The organism is Actinoplanes lutulentus (assembly GCF_003259845.1).
Taxonomy (GTDB): Bacteria; Actinomycetota; Actinomycetes; order Mycobacteriales; family Micromonosporaceae; genus Actinoplanes; species Actinoplanes lutulentus.
Genome location: NZ_QLMJ01000011.1, coordinates 23368 through 35982 on the forward strand (window position 1 = coordinate 23368; position 12615 = coordinate 35982).

The following is a 12615-nucleotide window of genomic DNA, read 5'->3' on the forward strand; positions in this document are numbered from 1 at the left end:
CGTTGCGGTTGTGGCCGGAATCCCAAGTCGGTTGCTGGCATGGAATGAACCGTGATTCAATCCTTGCGATTGATTGAATCCGGATTCATAGCTTGGGGGTATCCGGATGCCGTATCGGCAGACCGCTTTGACCAGGAAGAACGCGACCGAGAAGCGTGACGGGCTGCTTCGTGGGGCTCGCGCCCTGGTGGCCGCCGACGGGTTCAAGGCGGCCACCGTCGCCGCCATCGCGGCTCGGTGTCAGGCGAGCGTGGGGTCCGTCTACTCGTACTTCGACAGCCGCGACCGCCTCCTCGCGGAAGTGTTCCGCAGCGCCGCCGAGCATGAGATCGAGATGGTGCGCACGGCCGTCGCGGACACCGGGCAGCAGGCCACCGAGCGGCTCGCCGAGCTGATCCGGATCTTCAGCGGGCGGGCGCTGCAGGGGCGGCGGATGGCGTGGGCGCTGCTGTTCGAGCCGGTCAGCCCGGTTGTCGAGGAGGAGCGGCTGGTCTACCGGCGGTCCTACACCGAGATCGGCGAACAGATCATCGGGGACGGGCTGCGCCGGGGCGAGTTCCTGCCGCAGGACGCCGGACTCGCCGCGTCCGCGGTGATGGGCGCGGTCTCCGAGGCGCTGGTCGGGTGGATCCGGCCGGAGAGCCCACCACCCTCGCCGGCGGTGCAGGCCGACGTCATGGACGGCATCCGGGTTTTCTGTTTCCGAGCGCTGGGAGCCACACGATGAGGCCTTCACTCGCGGTCGCGCAGCGTGTTCTCGCAGATCAGTCGGTCACCCGGATGCTCGGGACCCGCCTTGTCTCGTTCGGTGAGGGCAGCGCGGTGGTCGAACTCGACATCCGTCCGGAGATCACAAATCATCACGGGGCGGTGCACGGCGGGATTCTTGCGTACGCGGCCGACACGGCACTCGCGTTCGCCGGCGGGGCGGCGCTCGGGCCGAACGTGGTGACGTCCGGTTTGAGCATCGACTATCTGGCCCAGGCTCGTGGGGTGACGTTGCGGGCGCACGGGATGGTGATGAACGCTACCGGGCGGCGGGCGGCTTGCCGGTGTGAGCTGCACGCTGTCGCCGCTGACGGGTCGTCGGTGCTGGTGGCGGTGGCGCAGGGGACAATAGTGGCCCCGGAGGCGTCTGGGGTTTCTGCGGCGGACATTTCCGAAAAATCGGAAATGTCCCGGCCGCCGGGAGCGACCCGGCCACGGTACGGCCGGACCGGTGTCCCCACTGTTCAGCAGATCCTGCGCGACCGCCTCCGCACCGGCGACACCGACGACGGCGCCACCGTGGCCCTCGTCATCGAAGGTGGCGGCATGCGCGGCATCGTCTCCGCCACGATGGCCGCCGTCATCGAGCAGGAAGGCGTCCTCCCCGCGATCGACCTGATCGTCGGCACCTCCGCCGGCGCCGTCAACGCCGCCACCCTCGCGGTCGGCAAAGCCGAGGCGATGGCCGATTCCTACGCCGAGGTCTTCGCCTCCCCCGAGTTCATCGACGTGCGGCGGATCGTCCGCGGCCGCCCGGTGATCGACGGATTGCGTCTGGTCAGCCACGTCGACGAGCTCTTCGACGTGGGTTCCGCTGCCGACACCGACTGGGCCGGCCGGCTCGCCATGGTCGCCACCGACGTCGACACCGGGCTCGCCGAGGCGCTGACCGGTTTCACCGACCGGGCCGACCTGATCGGCAGCATCCACGCGTCCGGACTGTTGCCGATGCTCGCCGGTGAACCGGTGGTGCTGCGCGGCCGGCGCTGGCTCGACGGCGGGATCGTGGACGCCGTACCGGTGCTCACCGCCGCCACGCTCGGCGCCACCCACGCGATCGTGCTCGCCACCCGGCCGCCGGGGACGCAGCCCGCTTACGGCGCCGGCGATGTCGTCGCGGAGCGTTATCTGCGCCGGCTCAACCCGGAGCTCGCCGCTGCCTACCAGGGTCGCCCGCATCGCTATCGGGAGACGTTGCAGCAGGTCCGGGCCGGCTGGTGTCATGGGGTCAGCACTATCGCGCTCGCCCCGCGTACCCATGATCCGTTGCCGTCTCGCTTGGAGCGCGACCAGACCGCCTTGCGCGCCGCTCGCGTTGCGGCCGCGGAAGCGGCCCGGGAGCAACTCGCGTTCCTGGCCGGGGGGAAGTCGTGACCCACGAGGTGATCAACCAGGCTCCGGCGCGGGCCGGGCTCAACGAGTACCTGATCAACCCGGCGATGACCGAGGCCGTCAAACGCTACGACGCGCAGTGGGCGACCGCGCAGCTCAGCGAGGTGGGCGCGCTGGTCGGGCAGGCCGATTTCCAGCGCGACGCCGAACTCGCCAACACCAATCCGCCGGTTTTCGCCAGCCACGACCGCTGGGGAAATCGGGTCGATGCGGTCGATTTCCACCCGGCTTACCACCGGATCATGGGCGCGGCGATCTCCCATGGCGCGCACACGAGCTGCTGGTCGTCGCCTCGCCCCGGCGCGCATGTGGCCCGCGCCGCCACATTCATGCTCTTCGCGCAGATCGAACCGGGCCACGCATGCCCGGTGAGCATGACCCACGCCGTCGTGCCGTCGCTGAAATTCACGCCGTCATTGGCTTCGGAATGGTTGCCGAAGGTCTATTCGCGGGTCTACGACCCGCAACTTCAAGACCCTGCGACCAAGACCTCCGCGATTTTTGGCATGGCCATGACGGAGAAACAAGGCGGGTCCGACGTACGCGCGAACAGCACCCGTGCTGTCGCCTCCTCTGACGGTTCGTGGATTCTGACCGGGCACAAGTGGTTCTGTTCGGCACCGCAGTCGGATGCTTTCCTGGTCCTCGCCCAGGCACCCGGCGGGCTCTCGTGTTTCCTGGTTCCCCGGGTGCTGCCGGACGGCTCACCGAATGTCTTCCGGATTCAGCGGCTCAAGGACAAACTCGGCAACAAGTCGAACGCGTCCTCCGAGATCGAACTCGACGGGACGGTCGGCTGGCTGCTCGGTGAGCAGGGGCGCGGCGTACGGACGATCATCGAAATGGTCGCCCAGACCCGGCTGGATTGCGTGCTGGGAAGTGCCGCCGGAATGCGGCAGGCGGTGTCCGAGGCCGCATGGCACGTGCGGCATCGGAGTGCTTTCGGCGCGGTGCTGATCGACCAGCCGGCGATGACCGCGGTGATCGCCGATCTGCAACTGGAGGCGGAGGCGGCGACGTGGATGGCGTTACGGCTGGCCGCCGCCTATGACGATCCTTCCGCGGCGGCGTTCTCCCGGCTGGCGACGGCGGTGGCGAAATATTGGGTGTGCAAGCGCGGGCCGAACCACGCTTATGAGGCGCTGGAATGCCTCGGCGGGAATGGCTACACGGAGAGTTTCCCGCTGGCTCGCCGTTATCGGGAGCAGCCGGTGATGGCGGTGTGGGAAGGGTCGGGGAATGTGATCGCCCTGGATGTCCTGCGAGCGATGGCCCGGGAGCCGGAGTCGGTGGCGGCGGTTGATCAGGAGCTGGCGTCGGCGCTGGGGGTATATCCGGTTTATGACGCTCATGTGGCGGCCACCCGGAAGCTGATCGGGCAGGTCGCGGCCGATCCGGCGGCGGCGGCCGGCCAGGCGCGGCGGGTGGTGGAGGCGCTGGCACTGGGATTGCAGTCGGCGGTGCTGATCCGGGAGGCGCCCGCGGCGGTGTCGGACGGTTTCGTGGCGGCGAGGCTGGGGGCGGACCGGAGTTTTGAATACGGCTCTCTGGACGCCGGCCTTGATCTGGCGGGGATCGTGGCGCGCGCCTGAGCCACAACGGGGAGAGCGTGTCGATTTCGGGTTCAATCCGCACCCGAAATCGACACAGGGTGGCGGCTCCCGGGGTGCGTGTCGACTTGGGGCGCGGTAGGCCCGTTGAATGCCGGGTGGAGAGCGCGGGCCGCAAGCCGCGGATCTTGGAGTTGTCGTGGCGAGCCGTAGCTCAGACATGTCATCAGGATCCCAGAACAGTCCTGGACGACGGCTCAGGCCGACGAGCCGTAGTCCAGACCTGTTATTCGGGTCCGATGACCTATCTGAGCTACGGCTCGCCCGCGACAGCCACCAGGCAGGTGTCACCCGGCCAACCCTGTCCGGCTAGTGCTTACGGTCGTGCGCGAGCCGAAAACACGACCGTAAGCGCTAGCCGGACACGGTCAGCCAGCGCTTACGGTCGTTACACGGGCTCAAACGCGACCACGAGCGCCAGCCGACCGCCCACGGCGCGCACGCGGTCGGGTATGACTGCCGGCTGACCTCGGCGGCGGCTGTGGCGTGCAGCCGGCTTGGACCGGGCTGCCACTCACGGCTGCCGGCTGTCGCGTGTGGCGGCCGTGAGTGACAGCCGGACCTCGGGAACTCGCGGCGACTCCTGCGACTGTCGGCAGTGAGGTCGCTCTGACGCCGGGTGGTTTCCTTGCCGGCCCTCCGCGTCCGAAGTCGACACGGGCGCCCGAAGTCGACATGCGCGGGCGGGCGCCGTCAGCTGCGGACGGTGATGACCACCTTGCCGGTGGGGTGGCCCTCCTCGATGTAGCGGATCGCGTCGGCCGTCTCCGCCAGCGGATAGGTGCGGCCGACCACCGGGGTGATCACGCCCGACTCCAGCAGCGTTGTCAGCTCGTCCAGATCGGTGTGACGCTCACCGGCTGTCACGCCCACGAGCCGGGCCCGCCCGAACGGCGAGATCAGCGGGGCTGCCATCTGACGTCCGAAACCGCCCAGCACCGGACCCTTCGCGTGGCCGCCGCCGACCAGGGCGATCGTCCCGTCCGGTGTGCTCGCCCGGCGCAGCAACGACAGCGGCCGGTTGCCGGCGGTGTCGATGATCGCGTCGTACTGCACGCCGGTCCCGTCGATCTCGCGTTGCGTGTAGTCGACGACGTCCACCGCGCCGAGGCTGCGCACGAGCTGCACCTTCGACGGGCCGCACACGCCGGTGACCAGCGCTTCCTTGTGTTTGGCCAGCTGCACCGCGAACGTGCCGACGCCACCGCCCGCGCCGATGACCAGCACGCGGTGGTTCGCGCGTACCCTCGCGTCCTTGATGGCCTGCAAGGCCGTGACCGCGGAGATGGGGACGGCGGCGGCCTGTTCGAAGGTCAGGTTCGCGGGCATGCGGGCGAGGCGGCGTTCGCGGGCGCGGGCGAATTCGGCGAAAGTGCCGCTTTCGCCGGTGCCGTAGACGTGGTCGCCGGGCCGTAGCCGGGTGACGCGGGCGCCGACCGCCGCGACCACGCCGGCGAGGGCGCGGCCGAGGACCGGGTTGCGGGGGCTGCGGACTCCGGACGCGAGGCGCGCGGCGAGCGGCCGGCCGGTCATGAAGATCCAGACGCCGGGGTCGACGGCGGCGGCGCGCACCTCGACGAGGACGTCGTCGTCACCGATCGACGGCGTCGCGACGTCGCGCAGGGAGAGAAGGTCAGCTGATCCGTATCGGTCTGAGGCGATGGCTTTCACGGCTGCTCCTCCGGGGAGACGGGGTACTGGAAGACGTCGTCGAGCGGCGCGCCGAACACTCGGGCGATCTTGAAGGCGACCTCCAGCGACGGCGAATAACGACTCTGTTCGATGGCGATCAGCGTCTGCCGGGTCACGCCGACGCGATCGGCCAGCTCGGCCTGGGTCATCTCGCCGTGCGCCGATCGCAGCGCACGGATCCGGTTGGTGACACTGGTCGGCTTCACCACTGCGGCACGCCGGTGCGGTAGACGACGACCTTGGCGATGCCGCCCAGGATCGCCGACAGGACAAACCCGAGATAGATGACGTTGGCGATCCAGAAGTGATCGATCTCGGCCATCGCCATCAGCATCGCGGCGACCGCGCCGATCACCACGAACGCCTGTCCGACGTGGTCGCCGAGCCGCCCGATCTCCCGGTCCCGCTCGTCGGACGCCCGCGACGCTCCCGGCGCGAGCGCGGCCCAGGCGGTCTCCGCGGCCACTGCGGCGGCTATCGCCGCGCCAACCGAGATCAAGAGCGCCGATGCGTACGCGACCTCGTGCACCGGCCGCCCGCCGGATCCGCTGAGGACGACGGCCAGGTAGACGCCGTACCCGAGCACGGCGACAACGAGCCGTATCCAGGCCCGCTTCTCTTCGTGCGCCACGCTGACACCCCGCCCATGTAAAGAATCTTTGACACGGCCAGCGTAGCAGTCGTGTCAAAGATTCTTTACATGGAAAGTGGCTACTCGGCGCGCAGGGCTGAGGACGCTCGGGTTCGGGCGGCCCATCCGCCCGGGACCAGCGCGCCCAGCGCCGCCAGCAGTACGCCCGCCGCGCCCAGCAGGACCATCGTCCACGGCTGATAGACATCGAGGATCGACGCCGGCAGGACCAGGTTTGCGGACTCGGCCATGACCGGAAGTGCCCAGCCGTGCAGGGCGTACCCCAGTGGCACCGCGAGCGCACCGCCCAGCGCGCCGATCAGCGCCACCGAGCTGAGGACCAGCAGCCGGACCTGGCCGGGCGTCATACCCACCGACTTCAGTACGCCGATCTCATGGACGCGTTCGCGCGTGTTCAGCATGACCGTGTTGAAGACGCCCAGGCCGGCGACCGTCGTGAGCAGCACGGTCAGCGTGGCGATCAGCGCGATCATCACGGCGACCACCTCGTTCTCCTGCGTGTCCGCGCTGACCTCCGCGGCCGCCTGGCCGTCCGGGAGCGCGTCACGCAACGCGGAGGTGTACGCGTGCTCGGACGTGCCCTCCGTCAGCCCCACCTCGAACGTGCGCGGGGTGAAGCCGTCGAAGCCGGCCATGTCCATCATGATCGTGCCGTCGGAGCCGTTGCTGAACACCTCGCCGACGATCGTCACCGTCCGACCCGTACCCAGGGTGATGGTGTCGCCGACCCTGGTACCGGTCAGTTTGAGCATCCGGGAGCCGGCCACGGCCTCGTTGACGCCGGAGTACCACCGACCGTGGATCAGCGGGTATCCGACCCAGGACGCATCACCCTGGTACGCACGGACGGTCAGCGGCTCGGTGTAACCGGCCATCGTGAGGCTCTCCTCGGTCTCCCCCACGACGTGCGCGGTCCCTGGCTGCGCCTCGATGATCTTCCGGATGGCATCGGTGTCGACCGGCTCGGAGCCCGGAGGAGCCCCGGCGGGCTGCGCCCCGGACCGCGGAGGCCCTTGTTGCGGATCTCCTTGTTGTCCCATCGGCCCTGGTCCGCGGATACTCACCCGTACCGGCACCGCCTCGATCCGGTCCCCGGCCGCGGAAATCCGGGACAGCGACGCCGCCAGACCGGTCGCGAACACCACGGTCGTCACCCCGAGCAACACCGCCACCACGGTCACGAGGCTGCGGGCGGGGCGGGCGAACGGCGTACCGAGACCGAATCCGATCGCACGCGGCAAGGGCAGAGCGGCGAGCATCCGGCGGATCCGGACGCCTCGTTCGCCGCGCGGCGCCCGGCCGACGGTGATCGCTTGGACAGCCGAGAAGCGGCCGGCCCGCAGCGCCGGCCCGGCCGCCGCGGCCGCGACCAGCAGAGTCACGCCCAGAAGCACGGCCGCGTCGGCCCACAACGGCACCGACGGAGCCCTGCTCACCTGGTAGGCGTCGTTGGTCTGGCTCAGCAGCGGCATCGCGGCGAAGTGCCCGATGACCACGCCCAGAACACCGGCCGGAATGCCGACGATCAACACCTGACCGGCATAGATCGCGGTGATCTGACCCGGCGTGAAACCCAGCGATTTCTGTACGCCGATGGTCCGGAACCCGGCGACGACAGCACCGGACACGACGTTGACGACGATCATCACGGACAGGACGAGGCCGAGTACCGCGAACGCGAGAATGAACGGCACGAACACCTTGATCACGCCTTCGGCCTGCGCTTTGACGGCCAGCCAGCTGGTCGAGCCGACGACCGTCTGCCCAGCCGTCACGGTGGCGAGGTCGGCGGACGGGTCGGCCAGCCGGTACAGCATCTGCCAGCCCGCGGGCTTGTCCAGGAACGACTCGGTGGGCCACACCCATGCCGTGGCGGTCGAGGTCGCCGACGAGGCGATCCCGACGACGGTCAGCGTCGGAGAACCGTCCACTCCCACCGTCATCGTGTCGCCGATCTTGGTGCGAAACTGGCCGTGCCCAGCAGTTTTCGGGCTCAGCACGATCTGGCCGGGCCCGGTCAGCCACACGCCGTCGCTGACCTCCAGGCGGTCCACGCCGTCGCCGACGGTGTCCCGGCCGACGATCGGACCGGGCGGGCGAATCGTGTGGCCACCCTTCAACTCGGCGTCGACCGTGGCGAACGGGCCGGCCTCGGCGGTGACGCCGGACGGGTTCGCGGGCACCTGCGCCGAGGCGTAGGTGACGGCCGCGTGCGCGCCGTTCTGCCGGGCGAAGGCCTTGTCGAACGGCGCGCTCGACGCGATGATCAACCCGAGCGCGAGAACTCCGGTCGCTGCCGAGAGCAGCACCACCGCGCCGATCACCAGGCTCTGCACCCTGCGCCGCCGGGCACCCGACCCGGCGGCGCGCAGCACCGCGCTCATGCCGCCACCTCCGCTTCGCTCCGGCGTCGGCACGAGTTCAATACTGAGCTGACTGATTCGCTCGCAAGCTCGCTCATGCCGCCATCTCCGCTTCGCTCCGGCGTCGACATGAGTTCAATACTGAGCTGACTGATTCGCTCGCAAGCTCGCTCATGCCGCCACCCGCTCGCGCAGGTGCCCGTCGCGGACCTCGACGATCCGGGTGGCGCAGCGCCGGGCCAGCTCCGGGTCGTGGGTGACCAGCAGGATGGTCTGCCCGCTGCGGTTGATGTCGCGCAGCAGCTCCATGACCTGCTGCCCGGCGGCCGCGTCGACGGCGCCGGTCGGTTCGTCGGCGAGCAGCAGCCGGGGTCGGTTGATCAGAGCGCGGGCGACGGCGACGCGCTGGCGTTCGCCGCCGGAGAGCTTCGCCGGGAACGCGCCGGCCCGGCTCGCCAGACCGAGACTGTCGAGGAGTTCGTCGGCGCGGGCCAGGGCCGCTTTGCGTCCGGTGCCGGCCAGCTGGGCGGGCAGCACCACGTTCTCCCGGGCGGTCAGCTCGTCGAGCAGATGGAAGAACTGGAAGATGATGCCGATGCCGGTGCGGCGGTGCTTCGCCAGGGCGGTCTCGGAGAGTTTGTTCAGCACGGTGCCGCCGACCGACACCGAGCCGCTGGTCGGCCGGTCCAGGCCCGCGACCAGGTTGAGCAGCGTGGACTTGCCGCTGCCGGACGGGCCCATCACGGCGACCGCCTCACCCTCGGCGACGACCAGGTCGACATGGTCGAGGGCCGGCGGACCGGCACTTTCGTACTGTTTGGTGACTGCGTCAAGGCGTACCAGATCTGTCATGGACCGGGACGCTAGGCCCGGCCATGGGGGTCGCGGATCGGGCGCGTGGCGGGCTTTCAGGGGAGGCGTCATACCTGGGATGTAGTCACCTGGGCCGATGCCCTGCGGCGAAGCAGGCGGCAGAATGTCGACGTGTCCCGAATCCTCGCGCTGTGGCGTTCCGGTGAGCACGTGGTCTGGTTCGACCTCGTGCTCGTCGTGCTGCTGACGTTCGCCGCCGTGTGGATGAGCAGTGAGGGCGGTGACGCGCCCGCGTTGCCGCTGCCGCCCGAGGTGATGTTCCCCGGCCAGACGTTCCAGCCGGAGCAGCCGACCGGCAAGATCCTGGCGGCCAATCTGTTGATCACGCTGCCGCTGCTGGGCCGGCGACGATGGCCGCTCTTCTGCTTCGCGTTCCAGTTCCTCGCGCTGTCCACCATCGACATCGACGGCAATCTGGCCAACCTGATCGCCCTGCTGGTCGGCGTCTATGCGGTCGCCATCCACGGGCGGTCGGCGGCGCTGTCGATGGGCGTGCTGCTCGCCGCGTGCGTGGTGACCGCCGCTGCCGACGGTGACACCTGGCCGAGCCTGCCGGATTGGGCCGGCGTGTTCGTGCTGGTCATGCCGATCGGCCTGCTCGGTGTGGCGGTCCGGGCCGCGCGCAGCCGCGCCCAGGCGTCCGAGCAGCGCGCCGAGGCCCTGCAACGCGAGCAGCAGGCCGCGACCCAGCTGGCCGTCGCGCACGAGCAGGCCCGGATCGCGCGCGAGCTGCACGACATCGTCAGCCATCACGTCAGCGTGATGACCATCCAGGCGGGCGCGGCCGGCAAGGTCCTGGCTCAGGATCCGCAGGCCGCGCGGGGTGCGCTCGCCGCCGTCGAGGCGAGCGGCCGGGAGACGATGGCCGAGCTGCGGCACCTGCTGGGCGTGCTCGCGCCCGGCCCCGACGACGATCTGCTGCACCCGCAGCCGGGCCTCGATCAGCTGGAGTCGCTGGTCGAGAGCGTCCGCCAGGCAGGCCAGCCGGTCACCCTCACGGTGACCGATGTTGATCTGCCGCGTGGTCTGGACCTCACTGTTTACCGGGTGGTGCAGGAGGCGCTGACGAACGCTCTGCGTTACGCCCCGGGCGCGCGGACCTCGGTCACCGTCCGCCTGACCGGCGGCCAGCTGGCGGTCGAGGTCCTCAACGACGAGCCGGCGCTGCGCGCCGAGATCGGTGGTCCCGCTTCTGCCGGCGGCGGCAGCGGGCTGCTGGGTCTTTCCGAGCGACTACGTGTGTACGGAGGAAGCCTGTCCAGCGGCAGACGCGTCGGCGGCGGGTTCCGCGTCCACGCGACGATCCCGCTGACCCCGGCCGATGCGACAAGCCCCGCCGACTCGAGCCACGTCGAGGCCAGGCCCGCCGCCGCGAGCCCCGCCGCTGCGAGACCCGCCGACCCGAGTTCCGCCGACCCCGGCAAGGAGCGAGCCGCATGACCCGGGTAGTGATCGCCGACGACCAGGCGCTGGTGCGGACCGGGTTCTCGATGATTCTGGCGTCGGAGGGCATCGAGGTGGCCGGCCACGCGGCGAACGGGCACGAGGCCATCGCCGCGACCCGGCGCCTGCGCCCCGACGTCGTGCTCATGGACATCCGCATGCCGGAGCTCGACGGTCTCGAAGCGACCCGCCGCATCCTCGCCGACACCCCGGTCACCAGCGCCGGCGATCCGGTCCGGGTCGTCATCCTGACCACGTTCGACCTCGATCAGTACGTTTACGCCGCGCTCACCGCCGGTGCCAGCGGATTCCTGCTCAAGGACGTGACGCCGGACCACCTCATCCACGCGGTCCGGCTGGTCCGCGACGGTGACGCGCTGCTCGCCCCGACGATCACCCGCCGGCTGATCGAGCGGTTCGCCCAGGCCGATCCGGAGCGGGTCGCCCTGCACCGCGACCTCGCCACCCTGACACCCCGGGAACTGGAGGTGCTGACGCTGCTCGCGGGCGGGCTGAGCAACCCGGAGCTGGCGGCCGGGCTCAGGCTGAGCGAGGCCACCGTGAAGACCCACATCACCCGCATCCTGACGAAACTCCAGCTGCGCGACCGGGTCCAGGCCGTCGTGGTGGCGTACGAAACAGGTCTCGTCACGCCGAGCGCCCGCCGTCCTGGATAGGTCATGCACCAGAAACAAAACGAGACCAGACTGCGGGCATGTTCGTTGTTCCCACCGTCGACATCAGTGCCTGGGTCGAGGACGGCTCCGCTGAGGCACGGGCCGCCACCGTCGAAGCTCTTGATCACGCCTGCCGGACCGTGGGGTTCATGCAGGTCGTCGGGCACGGGGTGCCGGCCGTGATCACCGACGGGCTGGCGTCGGCGATCGACGAGTTCTTCGGCCAGGAGCTGGAGGCCAAGAAGGAGTTCGTGCGGCCGCCCGCGGAGAACCGGGGGTACAGCCCGCCGAAAAGCGAGTCGCTCAGTTACAGCCTCGGGGTCGATCCCGTGAGCCGGATGAACGACTTCTTCGAGGCGTTCAACGTGGGTGCTTCGGCCGCCGACTATCCGGCGGTCGCGTTGTCGGAGCAGGACTATGCGGCAAACACCTGGCCGTCGGCTTCTTTCCAGGATTGTGTCGAGCCTTATTTTCGCGAGGCGCGGCGGGTTGCGCGTACCCTGACCAGGGTTTTCTCTGCCGCTCTCGGGGTGGATCCGAGTTTCTTCGAGCAGCTCACGAGCCACTCGATCGATGTGCTGCGGATGAACAACTACGCGTTGCCGCCCGGCCGGATCGAGCTCGGGGCCGATCTGACCGGCATGGGTGAGCACACCGATTTCGGCATCGTCACCGTTCTCTGGGCTGATCGGGTCGCGGGGTTGCAGGTGCTCGGCGCCGACAAGGTCTGGCACGACGTGCAGCCGGCCGAGGGTGCGCTGCTGATCAACCTGGGTGACATCTCGGCCCGGCTCACCAACGACCAGTGGATGTCGACGCTGCATCGGGTCAAGCCGCCGGTTGTCGACGGGACGATCGAGCGGCGCCGGTCGGCCGCGTTCTTCCACGACGGCAACGCGGACGCGGTCGTCGCGCCGCTGCCGGGGTTCGGGGAGCCGCTCTACGACCCGGTGACCGTGAAGGAGCACATCGTCGCAAAGCTGAGCGGGTCACGGGCCGGGGTCAAGAACGTCGCCGCGGTGCGCGAGGCGTCCCGAGTGCTGGCCGCGGCCACTGCCGAACACGACCGCTAGGACGCCGCCGGCCACCGCCGAATATGGCCGATGGCTCGCTGCTATCACTTCAGGACGCGGCCGCTGGCTCGC

General features: G+C 69.7%; 11 protein-coding genes. 6 read left to right on the plus strand and 5 right to left on the minus strand.

Annotated elements, in window-relative coordinates; genetic code table 11:
* Positions 1-106: 106 nt before the first annotated feature.
* The 3 genes from B0I29_RS22900 to B0I29_RS22910 are packed head-to-tail and all read left to right on the plus strand — an operon-like array spanning position 107 to position 3752.
* Entirely contained in the window at positions 107-727 is a 621-nt protein-coding gene (locus B0I29_RS22900; RefSeq protein ID WP_111651106.1) for a TetR/AcrR family transcriptional regulator, read from the plus strand.
* Entirely contained in the window at positions 724-2142 is a 1419-nt protein-coding gene (locus tag B0I29_RS45865) for a patatin-like phospholipase family protein (RefSeq protein ID WP_111651107.1), read from the plus strand. The genes B0I29_RS22900 and B0I29_RS45865 overlap by 4 nt, the downstream gene beginning before the upstream one ends.
* Entirely contained in the window at positions 2139-3752 is a 1614-nt protein-coding gene (locus B0I29_RS22910; RefSeq protein WP_111651108.1) for an acyl-CoA dehydrogenase family protein, read from the plus strand. Before B0I29_RS45865 ends, B0I29_RS22910 begins: the two co-directional genes overlap by 4 nt.
* Before the next feature lie 711 nt (positions 3753-4463).
* On the opposite strand, the gene B0I29_RS22915 is transcribed toward B0I29_RS22910, so the two are convergent.
* From B0I29_RS22915 to B0I29_RS22935, 5 genes are all read right to left on the minus strand, one after another.
* On the minus strand, positions 4464-5441 hold the full coding sequence (locus tag B0I29_RS22915; protein WP_111651109.1) for an NAD(P)-dependent alcohol dehydrogenase: 978 nt from the start codon (positions 5439-5441) through the stop codon (positions 4464-4466).
* The gene (locus B0I29_RS22920; RefSeq protein ID WP_111651110.1) at positions 5438-5671 is read right to left on the minus strand and encodes a helix-turn-helix transcriptional regulator; all 234 of its coding nucleotides are present in this window, start codon (positions 5669-5671) and stop codon (positions 5438-5440) included. The genes B0I29_RS22915 and B0I29_RS22920 overlap by 4 nt, the downstream gene beginning before the upstream one ends.
* Entirely contained in the window at positions 5665-6093 is a 429-nt protein-coding gene (locus B0I29_RS22925; protein WP_111651111.1) for a hypothetical protein, read from the minus strand. The genes B0I29_RS22920 and B0I29_RS22925 overlap by 7 nt, the downstream gene beginning before the upstream one ends.
* Positions 6094-6173: 80 nt before the next feature.
* On the minus strand, positions 6174-8498 hold the full coding sequence (locus B0I29_RS22930) for an ABC transporter permease (protein ID WP_111651112.1): 2325 nt from the start codon (positions 8496-8498) through the stop codon (positions 6174-6176).
* Positions 8499-8648: 150 nt separating this feature from the next.
* Positions 8649-9329 (minus strand): ABC transporter ATP-binding protein, encoded by a 681-nt coding sequence (locus tag B0I29_RS22935; RefSeq protein ID WP_111651113.1) that lies wholly within the window; start codon positions 9327-9329, stop codon positions 8649-8651.
* A gap of 132 nt (positions 9330-9461) precedes the next feature.
* Between B0I29_RS22935 and B0I29_RS46860 the strand changes: the two genes are divergently transcribed.
* The 3 genes from B0I29_RS46860 to B0I29_RS22950 are packed head-to-tail and all read left to right on the plus strand — an operon-like array spanning position 9462 to position 12543.
* Positions 9462-10790 carry a sensor histidine kinase gene (locus tag B0I29_RS46860; RefSeq protein WP_111651114.1) on the plus strand — a complete coding sequence of 443 codons (1329 nt, stop codon included), beginning with the start codon at positions 9462-9464 and terminating at the stop codon, positions 10788-10790.
* The gene (locus tag B0I29_RS22945; protein WP_111651115.1) at positions 10787-11470 is read left to right on the plus strand and encodes a response regulator; all 684 of its coding nucleotides are present in this window, start codon (positions 10787-10789) and stop codon (positions 11468-11470) included. The genes B0I29_RS46860 and B0I29_RS22945 overlap by 4 nt, the downstream gene beginning before the upstream one ends.
* Before the next feature lie 38 nt (positions 11471-11508).
* Positions 11509-12543 (plus strand): isopenicillin N synthase family dioxygenase, encoded by a 1035-nt coding sequence (locus tag B0I29_RS22950; protein WP_111651116.1) that lies wholly within the window; start codon positions 11509-11511, stop codon positions 12541-12543.
* Positions 12544-12615: the final 72 nt, after the last annotated feature.